Here is a 14,987-nt window from a genome sequence, read left to right on the forward strand (position 1 = left end):
CCGGCGGCCACTCCCGGTCAGGCGGCGCACTCGCGGCAGATCGGCTGGCCGTTCTTCTCGGTGGCCAGCTGGCTGCGGTGGTGCACCAGGAAGCAGCGCGTGCAGGTGAACTCGTCCGCCTGCCGCGGAACCACCCGGAAGGTGAGCTCCTCGTTGGACAGGTCGGCCCCGGGAAGCTCGGCGACCTCACCGGCGTCCAGGTCCTCGTCGATGATGCTGGCGGCCTTGTCGGCCCGCCGGGCCTGGAGCTCCTGGAGGCTGTCCTCGCTGAGATCGTCGTCGGTCTTGCGTGGGCTGTCGTAGTCGGTCGCCATCTTCTATCTCCATCCCCCTCAGTGCTTTATGCGCCCCGTCGCGCGGATCTAACGCTCAAGGGGCCGTTCTTGTGCCCGATCCGGGCGGGAAATTCTGTCACGGTTGGTGACCTGCGACACACAAGGCGCGACCGTTCCCACGAGTGACACCAGTCACCCGGATCTTTCCTCGTACTGTGTCTTCCGTCACATAACCGGCGGATGCCGACGTCCCGCTGCCGGGGCCGGGGCACCTGCCGGAGTACCCGCGGCGGCCGGGATCATATCGGTCCCGGCGGCATTGCGCGCGCCGACCGGCCCGCGCGGCGGCACGGCGTCCGCGCGCGGCGGGCACGGCGGCGGCACGGCGCCGCCGCGGGCTCCCGGACGCACCCCGCGGCGCGCACCCGTCCCCGGCCTGGGAGGCGCGGCGGGACGGCCCGGCGGGCGCGGCCTGACCCGGCCGCCGGAAGACCGAACCAGACTGATCGGTGAAACGTCTGAACTAACGCGATATCGTGCCCGCCTGAGGTTGGGGGCGGGCCCCCTGCGGAGGTTTCACCCCGGTGCCGCGGTTCGGACGCCGGAACGGGGCCCGCGGTGGGTCCGGCGCACAATGTCGCGGACATCACTGCGGGTCAATGGAGGGTCAGATGCCGGATGCCGCTCCGCTGGAGCCGGGCGATCCTAGGGCACTCGGACAGTACGAGGTCATCGGACGGCTGGGCGCCGGGGGCCAGGGCGCCGTCTTCCTGGGCAAGGCGCCCGGAGGAGAGTACGTCGCGGTCAAGCTGCTGCACGCGCAGATGGCCAACGATCCGGCCGCGCGTGCCCGGTTCACCCGCGAGGTGAGTGCGGCGCAGAAGGTCGAGCCCTTCTGCACGGCCCGCGTGCTGGAGGCCGACGTCCAGGGCGACCAGCCCTACGTCGTCAGCGAGTTCATCGACGGGCCGTCCCTGCACGACGTGGTCGCGCACGACGGGCCGCGCAGCGCCGCCGAGCTGGAACGGCTCGCGATCGGCACGGCCACCGCGCTCGCGGCGATCCACGAGGCCGGGATCGTGCACCGCGACTTCAAGCCGAACAACGTCATGCTGGCGTCCGACGGCCCCCGCGTCGTCGACTTCGGCATCGCCCGGACGGTCAACTCGCAGGAGAGCGCCGTCACCGCGACCGGCATGGTCGTCGGCACGCCCGGTTACCTGGCGCCCGAGCAGCTGACCGGCGCGCCGCTCACCCCGGCGGTCGACATCTTCGCCTGGGGCGCGACCATGGTGTTCGCCGCCACCGGGCAGTCGCCGTTCGAGGCGGACACGCTGCCGGTCATCATCAACCGGATCCTCAACGAGGAGCCGGACCTGTCGGCGCTGCCGCCGGGCCCGCTGCGGGACCTGATCGGCCGCTGCCTGTCCAAGGACGCGGGCCTGCGCCCGCCCGCCCCGCAGCTGCTGCTGAACCTGCTCGGCGCCGTCGGCGCCGCGCCGGCGGGGCAGGGCGCCGCGCAGGAGGACCTGCTCAACCAGGGCACCCGGATCGCCTCGCAGCTGCCGCCGCCGCCCCCGGTGCCGCCGGCGCCGCAGCACCGGCCGCAGCCGCAGATCACCCCGCCGCCGATGCCGATGCACCAGGGCGCGATGGCGGGCCCGAACACGCCCCCGCCGCAGCCGATCACGCCGCCGCCGATGCCGATGTACCAGGGCGCGCCGCCGCAGCCCCCGCGGCCGCAGATGCAGATGCAGCCGCCGATGCCGCCGGGGCCGGGCTACGGGCCGCCGCCGAAGCAGTCGTCCTCGGCCGGGCCGATCATCGCGATCGGCTGCGGCGCGCTGGCGCTGATCGTGATCCTGGTGGTCGTGGTGCTGGCGATCATCGGCGCCAACAGCGACGACGAGCCGGACCCGTTCCCGACGACGTACCCGACGAGCACCTACACGCCGCCGGACGACGACACCCCGACGCCGCGCGCGACGGGCGGGCTCGTGGGCAACTTCACCGGCGACGGGAACCAGCCCGGCGCCGGCGCCGGGCACACCGAGTTCGAGGTCAAGTTCTCGCTGATCTACACGACCGGCGTCGCGACCTACACCTACCCGTCCGGCGCCCAGGACAAGTGCTACACGCGCCTGTCCCTGCTGTCCGACGACGACGGCAAGGTCATGTACCGGGAGACCCCGATGGCGGGGATGGACGAGAAGGAGTGCGCCCCCGGGTACGTCACCTTCATCCCGTCCTCCAGCGGCACCACGATGCGGTGGGAGTGGCGGCAGAGCCGCTACGCCTCCAGCCCCAGCGCGTACGGGACCGTCTCGAAGTGACCGGGTCGGAGTGACCCGCTGAAGTGAGCGCGCGCCCTGGCCGGCCCCCCGAGGGCCGGCCAGGGCGCTCTCTTGTCAGCCCGGTGGGAGGCGGACGGTGACGATCAGCCCGCCGCCGGGGCGGGGCGCCGCGTAGACGGCGCCGCGGTGCGCGAGCACCACGGACCGGACGATCGACAGGCCGAGGCCCGCGCCCTTGGACGACTCGACGCGGTCGGCGTTCAGCCGCCGGAACGGCTCGAAGAGCCGCTCCACCTCGTAGGCGGGCACCACGGGCCCGGTGTTCTCCACCTGGACGGTGGCGTAGCCGTCGAGCATGCCGGTGCGGATCCACAGCTCGCCGCCCTCGGCCTCGTTGTGCTTGATCGCGTTCTCGACGAGGTTCGACACCAGGTGCTCCAGCAGCACCGGGTCGCCGAGCGCCGTGCCCTGCGTCAGCTCCGGGTGGACGGCCACGTCGTTGTCGTGCTCGCGGCGGTTCGACTGCTCCAGCACGGCCGCCGCGACCTCGGCCATGTCGACCGGGGTCCGCGCGGTCAGCTCCCGCTCGCTGCGGGCGAGCAGCAGCAGCCCCTCGATGAGCCGCTCGTGCCGGGCGTTGGTGGCCAGCAGCGTGCGGCCGACGGTGCGCAGGTCCTCCGACGCCTCGGGGTCGCCGAGCGCCACCTCCAGCAGCGTCCGGTTGATCGCGAGCGGGGTGCGCAGCTCGTGCGAGGCGTTCGCGACGAACCGGCGCTGGGAGTCGAACGCCTGGCCGAGCCGCTCCAGCATCGCGTCGAAGGTGTCGGCCAGCTCCTTGATCTCGTCTTCCGGGCCCTCCAGCGCGATGCGCTCGTGCAGCGTGCTCTCCGACAGCCGGCGCGCGGTCGTGGTGACCCGCTGCAGCGGGCTGAGCGCCCGGTCGGCGACGAACCAGCCGAGCACCAGCGTGATCACGCCGACCCCGCCGAGCGCGAGCAGCGACCGGCCGACGAGCTGCTTCATCGTCTGCTCGACGAACTGGCGCTGCAGCTCGGCGGCCGCGGCGTCGGTGAGGCCGTAGCCGATCACCTTGACGTTGCTGAGGATGTTCGCCATCAGGAACGACATGACGAACAGCAGCAGCGCGCCGGCCATGAAGAACAGCAGCCCGTACAGCAGGGTGAGGCGCAGCCGCACGCTCATCCGGTTCGGCAGCGCGGTCACCGGGCTGCCGTCGGCGCGCCACATGCCCTTCGCGGCCGGGGGCGGCGGCGGGAACTGCTGCGGGCCGGGGCGCCGCCACCGGCCGCCGCGCCGCCCGCCCTCGCCGCCGGGGGCGCCGCCCTGCCCGCCGGGCTGCCCGCCGCCGGGGACGGCCGTCGGCTGGGTGGCCTGCGCGCCGGTGTCCCGCGCGGCGTTCGGACGCGTGTCGCCGGACCCGGAGTGCGCCGCGGTCGCTCCGGATTCGGACGGGCCGGGCCGGGGTGCGGTCACAGCCGGTACCCCACGCCGGGCACGGTCTCGATCACCGGGGGGTCGCCGAGCTTCTTGCGCAGCGTCATCATCGTGACCCGGACGACGTTGGTGAACGGGTCGATGTGCTCGTCCCACGCCTTCTCCAGCAGCTGCTCGGAGCTGACGACGGCGCCGTCCGCGCTGAGCAGCACCTCCAGGACCGCGAACTCCTTGCGGGTCAGCTCGACCGGGCGGCCGTCGCGGGAGACCTCGCGGCGGGCCGGGTCGAGGGTGATCCCGGCGCGCTCCAGGACGGGCGGCAGCGGCGCCGCGGCGCGCCGCCCGAGCGCCCGCACCCGGGCGATCAGCTCGGCGAACGCGAACGGCTTGGCGAGGTAGTCGTCGGCGCCGATGGACAGGCCCTCGACCCGGTCGTCCAGCTCGCCCGCCGCGGTCAGCATGATGATCCGCGCCGGGTAGCGCTGCGCGACGAGCTGCTTGCAGACGTCGTCGCCGTGGACCTTGGGCAGGTCGCGGTCGAGCACGATCACGTCGTACTCGTTGACGCCGGCCCGCTCCAGCGCGCCCGCGCCGTCGTAGGCCACGTCCACGGCCAGCGTCTGCCTGCGCAGGCCGGTGGCGATCGCGTCGGCGAGCACCCGCTCGTCCTCGACGACTAGAACACGCACAGGTCCCCCTCCTGGCCGGGCGCGGGCCCGGCCTCCGGCTCCCAGGTATGCCACGGGCGCCGTAAGACGCTCGTAAACAGGCGTTCAACTCGGCGTACGCCGGGCGGTGGCCGCGCGGACGCAAGACTCCGCGAAAATTGCATCCGCGAACAGGTTTGCTTTCAGCTTAGGTCTGGGTAGGGCATGGAAACGATCCGGGAGGAGGCCCATGGGCGAGTTGTCACGCATGATCCAGCAGCGGCTCGACGACGCGTACGCGTCGCTGCGCACCGCCCACGCAGAGGGCGACACCTACCTGGCGGACATCCGTCAGGAGGAGATCAGCGAACTGCGCCGGATCGCAGCGAACAACGACATCGGCGTCGAGGCACCCCGCTGCGATTGACCCGCCGCACCACTCCGCGCGGCGCGACCCCGTAGTCGAGAAGCCCGGGATCCGGCCGTCCCGGGCTTCTCGCCGTTCGCGCGCCCTCTCCCCGGCCCCTCTCCGCGCCCCGTCTCCGCGACCCGTCTCCCCGGCGCTCAGTCGCGCGTGGGGCCGAGCGGCTTCAGGAGGGCGTGCAGGGCCTCGAACGTGCCCGGCCCGGCCGCCATGGTCAGCTCCGGGCCCGCGGGCGCCCCGTCCAGCCCCTCGACGCGCCCGCCCGCCTCCTGGACGATCAGCGCCCCGGCGGCGATGTCCCACGCCTGGACGCCGCGCTCGTAGTAGGCGTCGACCCGGCCCGCCGCGAGCGAGCACAGGTCGACGCAGCAGGAGCCGCCGCGCCGGATGTCGCGGACGTTCGGCAGCACCCCGGTGAGGACCTGCGCCTGCCGGGCGCGGCGCCCGGCGTCGTAGCCGAAGCCCGTGGCGACCAGCGCCTGCCCCAGCGGCACCTGTGCGTTGACGCGCAGCTCGCGCGCGCCGGCCGCGGTGTGCAGCAGGGCTCCGCCGCCGCGCACGGCCGTGTAGGACTCGCCGCGGCGCGGCATCTCCACCGCCCCGGCGACGGCCTCGCCGTCCACCTCGGCGGCGATGCTGACCGCCCAGTCGGGCAGGTCGTAGAGGTAGTTCACGGTGCCGTCGATCGGGTCGACCACCCACCGGACGCCGCTGCCCCCGGCGCGGGTGCCGCCCTCCTCGCCGAGGAACGCGTCGTCGGGGCGGGCCGCCCGGATCCGCTCGATGATCAGCTGCTCGGCGGCGCGGTCCATCTGGGTGACGACGTCGGTCGGGGACGACTTGGTCTGCACGACGTCCGGGCCGTCCGCGGGCCGCTTGTCGACCAGCATCCGGCCGACCTCGCGCGCGGTCTCGGCGGCCAGCTCCAGCAGGTCTTCGGCAAGGCTCACGGGGTCTCTCCCAGGAGGTCGCGGGGCAGGGCGGCGAAGCGCGGGTCGGTGCCGGGCGTGGCGGCGCGCGCGAACGCGACCCCGAGCTCGGCGGCCAGGTCGGCGGCCTCCACGTCGAGGTCGTACTTGACCTCCATGTGGTCGGAGACGAACCCGACCGGCACGACCGCGACGGCGCGGACGCCCTCGCCGTGCAGCTTCCCCAGGTGGTCGGTGATCTGCGGCTCCAGCCACGGCTGGCCCGGCGGGCCGCTGCGGCTCTGGTAGACGAGGTCCCAGGGCGCCCCGGGCGCCGCCCTGTCGGCGACCGTCCGCGAGACCCGCTCCAGCTCGGCGACGTACAGCTCGCGGTTGGGCTGGGACAGGGGCACGCTGTGCGCGGTGAAGACGAGGCGGGCGCCGGCGGGGAGGCCGCTCAGGGCGTCCTTGGCCGCGTCCACGAAGGGGTCGATGAAGCCCGGCCTGTCGCAGTAGACGGGGAGCTTGTCGATCTCAGGGGCGCCCGGGACCTCTTCACGCGCGCGCGCGATGTCGTTGAGGTACTGGTCGTTCGTCGAGTAGCCGCTGTAGGCGGAGGTGACGAACGCGGCGGCGCGCCGGATCCCGTCCGCCTTCATCTGCCGGACGGTGTCGGCGAGGTACGGGGTCCAGTTCCGGTTGCCCCAGTAGACGGGCAGGTCCACGCCGTGGGCCGCGAAGTCGGCCTCGATGGCGGCCTTGAGGTCGCGGCACAGCCGGTTGATCGGGCTGACCCCGCCGAAGAGGTAGTAGTGCTCCCCCACCTCTTCCAGGCGCTCCCTGGGGATGTTGCGGCCGCGGGTCACGTTCTCCAGGAACGGGATCACGTCCTCGGGACCCTCGGGGCCGCCGAAGGACAGCAGAAGCAGCGCGTCGTACGAGGTCATGCCTCCCATCCAACCAGCCCCGCGGGGATGCGGGACGTGGGGTCAGTCATACCTGGCCGCGTACGCCCTGGCCAGGTTCAGGACCTTCTGCACGTACCAGTCGGCGTGGTTGTAGTGCCACACCGCGCGGTAGAGCTGCTTGCCGCCGCGCCCCGCGCCGTTGGCGCACAGGTACTTGGCCGCGCCCGGGATGGCGTCGTACGGGTTCATGATGTCGGCCTTGCCGTCGCCGTCGCCGTCCACCCCGTACGCCTTCCACGTCGCCGGCATGAACTGCATCGGGCCGAGCGCGCCCGCGCTGGACCGGCCCGCGTTGCGGCCGTGGTCGCTCTCCACCTGGCCGATGGCCGCGAGGACCGTCCACGACAGTCCCGGGCAGGTGGTGGCCGCCTGCTTGTAGAGGTCCAGGTAGCTGGACGAGCGGCCGCCGCCGGTCGACGACTGGTACTTGCTCTCGTGCAGGTTGAGCACGTTGGTGCCGGGGCCGAGCACCCTGGTGACGGCCCGGACGACCTTGGCCGGGTCCACGCCGGGCGCGTTGACGAGGATCGCCACGTTCGGGACGAGCCCCATCTCGCCGCCGGACTTCTTGCCGACCAGCAGGTCGATGCCGGGCAGGCCGAGGGGCCCGGAGCCGCCCATGGTGAGGTTCGGCATCGTCCGTCCGACCACCGGGTACTGGTAGCCCCTGGTCAGCTGGAGCTGCTCGGCGGCGGCGGTGGACACCACGAACTTGCCTCCGGCGAGGGCCTCCCACAGCTCGGTCTTCTTGGCGGTGGCGGGCGGCGTCCAGGACCGGAACGAGGACGGGTCCACGGCGAACGCGTTCACCTGGCGGCCCTGGAGCTGGACGGCTCCGCCCGCGACCGCCGTCACGTCCTTGACCCGGCTCAGCCCGGCGATCCGCTTGATCTTGGCGGCGGGGATCGAGCCGGCGCCGACCGCGAGGACGTCCGGCGGCACGACCCGGCGCAGCGGGGCGACCTGGCCGCCGGTGGCCACGTTGACCGGGTCGCCGGAGGCGCTCGGCGGAACGCTCGGCGGCGGCTCCTGCGGGGTGCCGGCGGCGGCGGGCTCCGCCTTGTCCGCGGTCAGCGCCGCGTAGACGCCGCCGGAGGTGCTGGCGATGGCGAGCACGGCGATCCCGCCGATGAGGAAGGGCAGCGACCGGCGGGCCTTCCGCGACCGGGCGCCGCCGCGCGGATCGCGGCGCTTCTTCTCCGGCCGGGGACGTCCCGCGTCCGGCCGGGGGCTCGGCGGGCGGGCGGCGGGCGCCTCACCATCGCCACCGCCGTCGCCGGACGATCCCGGGACGGCGCCGGTACGTGATGCTGGTGGAGAAGCCACAACATGTCCCAACGAGTCTGGCTACGGACGGTTACCCCGGTGTGGTTACCGGATCGTACGTTATCGCCGGTTCCCCTATCCGCCCGGCTCAAAAACATGAACTTTCCTCACGATCCTTGGCCGAGTAGAGTCGCCCCATGTCCCCCGAAAACCCCCGCAAATGGCAGAACTGGGCGGGAAACCAGCAGGCCACGCCCCGGCGCGTGGTGACGCCGCGCACCACCGGTGACGTGGCCGACGCGGTGCGGTCGGCCGCGGGCGACGGCCTCACCGTCCGCATGACCGGCACAGGACACTCCTTCACCGGCGCGGCCGTCGCCGAGGACGTCCTGCTGCGTCCCACGGCGCTCACCGCGGTCCGCTCGGTCGACACCGCCACCGGCCTCGTCACCGTCGAGGCGGGGCTGCCGCTGCACACGCTCAACCGCGTCCTGGACGAGCACGGGCTCGCGCTGGCGAACATGGGCGACATCCAGGAGCAGACCGTCGCCGGCGCCCTCCAGACCGCCACGCACGGCACCGGCCGCGACGCCGCCGGGCTCGCGTCCCAGGTCGCCGCGCTCGAGATGGTCCTCGCCGACGGCTCCACGGTGACGTGCTCGCCCGACGAGCGCCCCGACCTGTTCGACGCCGCCCGCGCGGGCCTCGGCGCGCTCGGCGTCGTCACCGCCATCACCTGGCGGACCGTCCCGGCGTTCGTCCTGCGCGCGCAGGAGCAGCCGATGAAGTGGGACGAGGTCCTCGCGCGCGTGGACGAGTTCGACGACGCCAACGAGCACTTCGAGTTCTACTGGTTCCCCCACACCGAGGGCTGCCTGACCAAGCGCAACAACCGCGTCGAGGGCCCGCCGGAGCCGCTGTCCAAGTTCCGGTACTGGCTCGACGACCAGTTCCTGTCGAACACGGTCTTCGGCGCCATCAACCAGGTCACGCACCTGGCGCCCGCGACCGCGCCGTTCGTGAACCGCGTGTCCGCCAAAGCGCTCGGCGCGCGCACCTACAGCGACACGTCCTACAAGGTCTTCACGAGCCCCCGGACGGTCCGCTTCAAAGAGCAGGAGTACGCGATCCCGCGCGAGGAGCTCGTCCCCGCGCTGCGCGAGCTGCGCTCCCTCTTCAAGCGGCGGGACTGGCGGATCAGCTTCCCCATCGAGGTCCGGCTCCTCCCCGAGGAGGACGCCTGGCTGTCGATGGCCCACGGCCGGCGGAGCGCGTTCATCGCCGTGCACGTCTACCACCGCGACGCGCACGAGGACTACTTCCGCGGCGTCGAGGACCTGCTGACCACGGTCGGCGGCCGTCCGCACTGGGGCAAGCTCCACACGCGCGACGCGTCCTACCTGGAGAAGGTCTACCCGCGGTTCGCCGACTTCCGCGCCCTGCGCGACGAGCTGGACCCGGACCGCCGCTTCGCCAACCCCTACACGCGGCAGGTCTTCGGCGCCTAGCCGACCGGGGACGCGCCGCCTAACCGGCGGGCGTCTGCGGCGCCTCGGCTCCGCCGCCGCCGTCAGGCTGACCCCCTGTCGGCGCCGGGGTCTCCGGTGCGGTCGGGGCCGGGGTCGTCGGCCCGGACGTGGTCGGAGTCTCGCTGGGCCGCTCCTCGGTCGGCCGGTCCGTCGGCTCCGGCTCGGACGTGGTCGGCCCCCCGGTGGACGGCGCGCCGCCCGTCGGCTCGCCGCTCGGCGTCGGGGTGCCCGGCTCGGTCGGCCCGCCCGACGGGCTCTCCGACGGCGTGCCGTCCGGCCGGCCGCCGCCCTCGCCGCCGCGCAGCACGTTGGTGACCGTCAGCCCCTTGTCGCTGCGGCCGATGGGCTTGCCGGTGGACGCCTCGACCACCGTGATCACGCCGATCACGGCGACGAACACCACCGCCGAGGAGACCGCCAGCTTCACCCAGTGCGCCTTGGCCCACTCGACCGTGCTCTGCCACGCCGTGCGGCGCGCGACCTCGCGCACGGCGTCCTCGCCGGCCTCAGCGGCGAGCGACCCGGCGACCGCCCGGGCCGGGTCCAGGTGCGTGGCGTTCGGGTCGAGGCGCGTGGCGTTCGGGTCGCCGCCCAGATCGAGGCGGGTGGCGTTCGGGTCACCGAGGACCGGGAGGTCGAGCCGCGTGGCGTTCGGGTCCCCGGACCACACCGCCGTCCGGGTCGGGTCCGCGCTCGTCGCCTCGTCCGCCGCGCCCTCGGCCGCCGACCGGCGCCGCGCGGCCGACTGCAGGTGCGACAGCTCCTTGATCTGCTCGCGCCCCTGGTCGAGGTAGTGCTTGCCGACGGCCGACCCGGCCGTCGAGATCACGCTCATCAGCGCGGCGCCGATGATCGTCCCGTACACGCCCAGGTAGGACGCCCCGAAGGCGGCGACCGCCGTCGCCACCGCGCTCGCGATCAGCTGCGTCGTGCTGAGATCCGGCAGCTTCCGCGGCATGCCCCCACTCACCCCTGTCTTTCACCAGAAATTCCCCCAGAATGAAACTAACCAGACGATCTACGTGTTCCTCCCCAAGACGTGACGCTCGCAACGTCCGCCCCTGGAACCGGACCGGGACGTCAGGCAGAGTGTGGAAAAGGATGCACAAGATTCAGGCATGGCGACCCCCCGCCCTCCGCGTCCCCGGCAAGCTTGGTCAGGTGCCCTCTTCGACCTCGTGAAGAGGGCTTCGAGAGCGGCGATGTTCGGACATGCCGGGTACGGTGCTGGCAGCAGGCGTGTCCGGGAAGAGAGACTCGGGAACCCGGGGGAAAGGGCACGCATGCGCCCTCGGTGGGCATCGGGCGGCCGACCGTGACAGCACGGTCGACAGGTCCGGGGTCCTCCGTGCCGTCAAGACAGGGCAGGAAGGACACGCATGCAGGAGCTGCGCCTCGTCGCGGTCAGCGAGGACGGTACGTACCTCGTCCTGGCCACCGCGGGCCGAGGCACCCGGTTCACCCTGCCCGTCGACGACCGGCTCCGCGCAGCGGTCCGTGGGCACTTCTCCCGCCTCGGCCAGTTCGAGATCGAAGTGGAGAGTCCCTTGCGCCCCAAGGAGATCCAGGCCCGCATCCGGTCCGGTGAGACCGCCGAGGAGATCGCCGAGTCGGCGGGGATCCCGGTCGAGCGCGTCCGCTGGTTCGAGGGACCGGTCCTGCAGGAACGCGAGTACATGGCCCAGCAGGCGCAGCGGGTCACCGTGCGCCGGCCGGGCGAGTCCACCCCCGGCCCGCCGCTCGGCGAGACCGTCGAGGAGCGGCTCGGCCGCGGCGGCGTCGACCTGGAAGAGGTCGAGTGGGACTCCTGGAAGTGCGAGGACGGCACCTGGCGCGTCCGGCTGTCCTTCTTCGAGGGCGGCCGCCCGCACGCCGCCGAGTGGACGTTCGACCCGCGCCGCCGGCACGTCTCCCCGCTCGACGAGATCGCCGCGCGGCTCACCTCCGTGGAGTGGGACGACGACGACGCGCTCTCCGACACCGTGACGCCGCTCGTCCCGCGCCGGCCCGCGATGAAGGTCGTCGGCGGCGACCGCGACGCCCCGCGCGGCCTGCCCGCCGAGCCGGAGCAGCCCGGCCCCGGCGGGCCGCTGCGCGCCGCCGAGCCCCGCGAGTACATCATCGAGCGCGGCCGCATGATCGACCCGCGGCCCGCCTTCCGCGAGGCGGCCGAGGCGCCGCTCCGCGAGGCGTCCGCGCCGGTCGCCCGCCCCGCCGAGGCGCGCGGACGCACCGCGCCGGCCCCCGTCCCCCCGCAGGACGAGCCCGAGGCCGAGGCGGACGAGCCGCGCGGCACCGAGGCCGCCGAGGCGCCCGCCGCCCCCGTCCGGGACGAGGCCGCATCCGGCCAGCCGGGCCAGGCCGACACGCACGATGAGCCCGAGCCCGCTGAGCAGGCGGCCGAGGCGCAGCCCGCGGACGACGCCGAGGCGTCCCAGCCGCAGGAGGACGAGCCCGCCGACGCCCAGAGCGCGGACGAGACCGCCGAGCCCGTCGCGGCGGAGGCCCCGGAGGCGGAGCCGGTCGCGGCGGCGGAACCGGCCGCCGAGGAGACCCCGGAGGCCGTCGGCGAGACCGGCGAGGCGGAGGCGGCGGACGAGGTCGCGGAGGCGGGCGAGCCCGAAGCGGCCGAGGAGCCCGAGAAGGCGCCGGAGCCCGAGCCCGAGCCTCAGGTCGCCGCCGCCCCCGTGGCCGAGGCCCCTGACGAGCGCCGCCCGGCGGAGGCGCCCGTGAAGGAGGCCCCCGAGCCGGAGGCGGCGGCGCCCGCGCCCGCCGAGCCCGCGCAGCCGAAGAAGCCCCCGGCGCCGCGGCAGCCGCCGCGGGCGCCGGCCAAGAAGAAGCCGGCGACCCGGCCCACCATGCCCGCCGCCCAGGACAAGCCCGCCACCGGCTCGCCCGCCGCGGCGAGCGACGGCGCGGCGGCCCAGCGGCCGGCGCGGCGGCGCAAGGCCAAGGGCAAGCGCGCGTCCGTCCCGTCCTGGGACGAGATCATGTTCGGGGCGCGGCGCCCCGAGTAGCCGGCGCGGCGGCGGGCGGCGCGGCCAGGAACGGGGTGACCCAGTCCGGGGTGATCGCGGCGGCCAGGGCCACGGCGTCCGCCTCCCGCATGTCGGTCGAGGAGTAGCCGCCCTCGCCCGCGCCGACGGCGGCGAAGAGCGTGGCGAGGCCGAGGCGCCGCTGGAACAGCGTGCGGCGGACGCGCCACCCGATGACGGCGCCGTGCTCCACGACGACCTGGCGGCGCCGCAGCGAGCCCGACCGGACGGTGAGGCGCTCGCCGTCGGTGGCGTGGCCGAGCTGGCGGTAGCGGTCCAGGCCGAGGGGCACCGCGAGGACGGTCAGCACCGCGCACAGGTAGACGACCCACGGCTGCCCGGCCAGCACGGCGAGGACCGCGAACGCGGCCGGCGGCGCGGCGGCGCGGACGACGCGGCGGCTCCGGGCGGCCGGCGGGTGGGCGGTCAGCGGCCCCGGGACGGCGCCGACCACGCGGGCGGCGAGCGACTCGGCGACCGCGCGGGGCGCCGCGGGCAGCAGCCGCCCCCGGTGCGCGGCGTCGCCGAGGCCGGTGATCAGGGCGCCGAGCCGGGTCACCCCCGCGAGCCGCTCGAACGGGTTGTCGGTCAGCTCGACGCCGCGCAGCCGGCGGCGTTCGAGGGAGACGCTGCGGCGGGTCGCCAGGCCGCGCTCGGCCACGATGGACCCGTCCCGCTCGTGGACGGTGAAGTCCCAGTTGAAGAGGGTGAACGCGAGCACCGACATGACCGGCATGGCGACCAGCGCGAGGAGGACAAGCGCGAGCACGAGGGCGGTGGGCAGGCCGACCACGTCGTGGCCGACGCTCTCCACCCGCTCCCGGGTGATGAGGCCGAGGTCGTCCCCGAGGTTGTAGAGGGTGCCGAGGAGGCTGCCCGCCACCGCGAACGGGGTCAGCAGGTAGGCGCCGCTGAGCGGGGCGTACACGTACCAGCGGCGCCGCATCCGGGCAAGGACGCGGCGCGGCGGGGCCTCGGCGTCCCGGGCCAGCAGGACGCGGCGGAGCCGTTCCGCCTCGTGGCGGGAGACCGCGTTGAGCTCGCCCTCGCCGCCGTCCGCGCCGGCGTCGATGTTGACGATCGCCAGGCCGAGCAGCCGGTGCGGCAGGTTCGCGCTGATGTCGACGCCGCGGATGCGGTCGCGCGGGATGCTCTTGACCGACCGCCCGATGAGCGCGCGGCGCAGTTCGATCCGGTCGTCGTGCAGGACGTAGGTGAACGTCACCCAGTCGGCGACGTGGAAGACCAGGCCGAGCAGCAGCCCGACCAGCGTGAAGTAGAACGCCGTGGACAGGCCGCCGACGAGCAGGCCGGTCGCGCCGGCGGCGAGCAGCGCGAGGAGTTCGCGGACGGCTCCGACGACGAACGTGAGCGGATGCAGCCGGAGGCTCACGTCGCGTCGTCGCGGAGGTCGTGCGCGCGGTGCGCGAGGTCCTCGGCGAGGCGGGTCGCCACCGCCACCGGCAGCCCGGACACCTCGGACGAACCGGTGTGCGAGGCCGTGTTGACCTCGATGGTGGCGAGCCCCAGCAGCCGTTCGAGCCAGCCCTGCTTGCTGTCGACGGTCTGGATGCGCCCGACCGGTACCAGCAGCCATTCGCGGCTGAACCAGCCCGTGCGGGTGTAGACGACGTCGGCGCTGACCTCCCAGCGGTGCACCCGGTAGCGCCACACGGGCGCGACGGTCACCATCAGCAGCCCGGCGGCGCCGATGATGTAGGGCAGCCAGCCGACGCGGCCGGACAGCCAGCCGGGCATCCCGTCCCAGTCGGCGTCGCCGGCCCAGGCCGCCACGCCGAGGGCGAGGCCGAACGCCAGCCCCCACAGCAGCAGGGACTCGATGGCCCAGTGCGCGATGGCGCGGGGCGAGACCCGGTGCTCGGGCGGCCGCAAGCGCGGCGGGTGCGGGCCCCCGCCGTCCGTGTCGTGACCGCGCCGGACCGTCGTCACACCGCCGAGTTTAGAACGCCGGAGGCGTCCTCCAGCCGGTTCGGCGGCGGCGAACCGCCGGACGCGGCGGCACGATCGGGCCGGTTCCGGCGTTCTGTCAGTGGCGCATGCGATGTTGTGGACGCGTCTCGCGCAGCCGGCGGAGCCGTGCCGTGGGCGGCGGAAAACCGAATGCACATCCACCCGGACAACGCATAGTTTGGCTGGCTTCGCGGTCGGCGGGCATAGACGTCCGG

Annotated in this window: 13 protein-coding genes; 4 read left to right on the forward strand and 9 right to left on the reverse strand. The window is 74.2% G+C overall.

Going from position 1 to position 14,987, the window contains the following annotated elements:
- Positions 1–17 precede the first annotated feature (17 nt).
- Positions 18–314, reverse strand: coding sequence for a DUF4193 domain-containing protein (locus ACGFI1_RS35950; RefSeq protein ID WP_067893074.1), 297 nt, complete (start codon positions 312–314; stop codon positions 18–20).
- Positions 315–946: 632 nt separating this feature from the next.
- Between ACGFI1_RS35950 and ACGFI1_RS35955 the strand changes: the two genes are divergently transcribed.
- The gene (locus ACGFI1_RS35955) at positions 947–2,608 is read left to right on the forward strand and encodes a serine/threonine-protein kinase (protein ID WP_386871293.1); all 1,662 of its coding nucleotides are present in this window, start codon (positions 947–949) and stop codon (positions 2,606–2,608) included.
- 75 nt (positions 2,609–2,683) lie between these two features.
- Here the strand turns inward: ACGFI1_RS35955 and ACGFI1_RS35960 are convergent, their stop codons facing one another.
- Positions 2,684–4,063 carry a sensor histidine kinase gene (locus ACGFI1_RS35960; protein ID WP_392737777.1) on the reverse strand — a complete coding sequence of 460 codons (1,380 nt, stop codon included), beginning with the start codon at positions 4,061–4,063 and terminating at the stop codon, positions 2,684–2,686.
- Positions 4,060–4,713: a response regulator transcription factor gene (locus ACGFI1_RS35965; RefSeq protein WP_138633677.1), complete on the reverse strand. Its 654-nt coding sequence runs from the start codon at positions 4,711–4,713 to the stop codon at positions 4,060–4,062. Before ACGFI1_RS35965 ends, ACGFI1_RS35960 begins: the two co-directional genes overlap by 4 nt.
- A gap of 208 nt (positions 4,714–4,921) precedes the next feature.
- Here ACGFI1_RS35965 and ACGFI1_RS35970 point away from each other — a divergent pair, with 208 nt between their 5' ends.
- Entirely contained in the window at positions 4,922–5,098 is a 177-nt protein-coding gene (locus ACGFI1_RS35970; protein WP_171068827.1) for a hypothetical protein, read from the forward strand.
- Between the two features lie 137 nt (positions 5,099–5,235).
- On the opposite strand, the gene ACGFI1_RS35975 is transcribed toward ACGFI1_RS35970, so the two are convergent.
- Genes ACGFI1_RS35975 through ACGFI1_RS35985 form a run of 3 tightly spaced genes read right to left on the reverse strand, consistent with a single transcriptional unit; the run spans position 5,236 to position 8,297 of the window.
- Positions 5,236–6,045: an inositol monophosphatase family protein gene (locus tag ACGFI1_RS35975; protein ID WP_138633674.1), complete on the reverse strand. Its 810-nt coding sequence runs from the start codon at positions 6,043–6,045 to the stop codon at positions 5,236–5,238.
- Positions 6,042–6,950, reverse strand: a complete 909-nt coding sequence (locus ACGFI1_RS35980) for a ferrochelatase (RefSeq protein WP_392791826.1) — start codon at positions 6,948–6,950, stop codon at positions 6,042–6,044. The genes ACGFI1_RS35975 and ACGFI1_RS35980 overlap by 4 nt, the downstream gene beginning before the upstream one ends.
- 42 nt (positions 6,951–6,992) lie before the next feature.
- Positions 6,993–8,297 carry a lytic transglycosylase domain-containing protein gene (locus ACGFI1_RS35985; protein WP_392737770.1) on the reverse strand — a complete coding sequence of 435 codons (1,305 nt, stop codon included), beginning with the start codon at positions 8,295–8,297 and terminating at the stop codon, positions 6,993–6,995.
- Between the two features lie 137 nt (positions 8,298–8,434).
- On the opposite strand from ACGFI1_RS35985, the gene ACGFI1_RS35990 reads away from it, so the two are divergent.
- Complete coding sequence (locus tag ACGFI1_RS35990) at positions 8,435–9,745, forward strand: D-arabinono-1,4-lactone oxidase (RefSeq protein ID WP_392791829.1); 1,311 nt, start codon at positions 8,435–8,437, stop codon at positions 9,743–9,745.
- 19 nt (positions 9,746–9,764) lie between these two features.
- On the opposite strand, the gene ACGFI1_RS35995 is transcribed toward ACGFI1_RS35990, so the two are convergent.
- Positions 9,765–10,724 carry a hypothetical protein gene (locus ACGFI1_RS35995; protein WP_392737766.1) on the reverse strand — a complete coding sequence of 320 codons (960 nt, stop codon included), beginning with the start codon at positions 10,722–10,724 and terminating at the stop codon, positions 9,765–9,767.
- Between the two features lie 421 nt (positions 10,725–11,145).
- Between ACGFI1_RS35995 and sepH the strand changes: the two genes are divergently transcribed.
- On the forward strand, positions 11,146–12,783 hold the full coding sequence (gene sepH, locus ACGFI1_RS36000; protein ID WP_392791831.1) for a septation protein SepH: 1,638 nt from the start codon (positions 11,146–11,148) through the stop codon (positions 12,781–12,783).
- Here the strand turns inward: sepH and ACGFI1_RS36005 are convergent.
- Both ACGFI1_RS36005 and ACGFI1_RS36010 read right to left on the reverse strand, forming a co-directional pair.
- Positions 12,755–14,194, reverse strand: a complete 1,440-nt coding sequence (locus tag ACGFI1_RS36005) for a PH domain-containing protein (RefSeq protein ID WP_386871278.1) — start codon at positions 14,192–14,194, stop codon at positions 12,755–12,757. The genes sepH and ACGFI1_RS36005 overlap by 29 nt on opposite strands.
- Complete coding sequence (locus tag ACGFI1_RS36010; RefSeq protein WP_138640222.1) at positions 14,191–14,751, reverse strand: PH domain-containing protein; 561 nt, start codon at positions 14,749–14,751, stop codon at positions 14,191–14,193. Before ACGFI1_RS36010 ends, ACGFI1_RS36005 begins: the two co-directional genes overlap by 4 nt.
- Between the last annotated feature and the right edge of the window lie 236 nt (positions 14,752–14,987).

It is taken from the genome of Actinomadura geliboluensis (assembly GCF_043197915.1).
Taxonomy (GTDB): Bacteria; Actinomycetota; Actinomycetes; order Streptosporangiales; family Streptosporangiaceae; genus Spirillospora; species Spirillospora geliboluensis.

What these genes read in the sequence shown, in the direction of transcription:
- ACGFI1_RS35950 (WP_067893074.1), bottom strand. Translation starts at nt 314, where the DNA reads ATGGCGACCGACTACGACAGCCCACGCAAGACCGACGACGATCTCAGC.
- ACGFI1_RS35955 (WP_386871293.1), top strand. Translation starts at nt 947, where the DNA reads ATGCCGGATGCCGCTCCGCTGGAGCCGGGCGATCCTAGGGCACTCGGA.
- ACGFI1_RS35970 (WP_171068827.1), top strand. Translation starts at nt 4,922, where the DNA reads ATGGGCGAGTTGTCACGCATGATCCAGCAGCGGCTCGACGACGCGTAC.
- ACGFI1_RS35980 (WP_392791826.1), bottom strand. Translation starts at nt 6,950, where the DNA reads ATGACCTCGTACGACGCGCTGCTTCTGCTGTCCTTCGGCGGCCCCGAG.
- ACGFI1_RS35990 (WP_392791829.1), top strand. Translation starts at nt 8,435, where the DNA reads ATGTCCCCCGAAAACCCCCGCAAATGGCAGAACTGGGCGGGAAACCAG.
- ACGFI1_RS35995 (WP_392737766.1), bottom strand. Translation starts at nt 10,724, where the DNA reads ATGCCGCGGAAGCTGCCGGATCTCAGCACGACGCAGCTGATCGCGAGC.
- sepH (WP_392791831.1), top strand. Translation starts at nt 11,146, where the DNA reads ATGCAGGAGCTGCGCCTCGTCGCGGTCAGCGAGGACGGTACGTACCTC.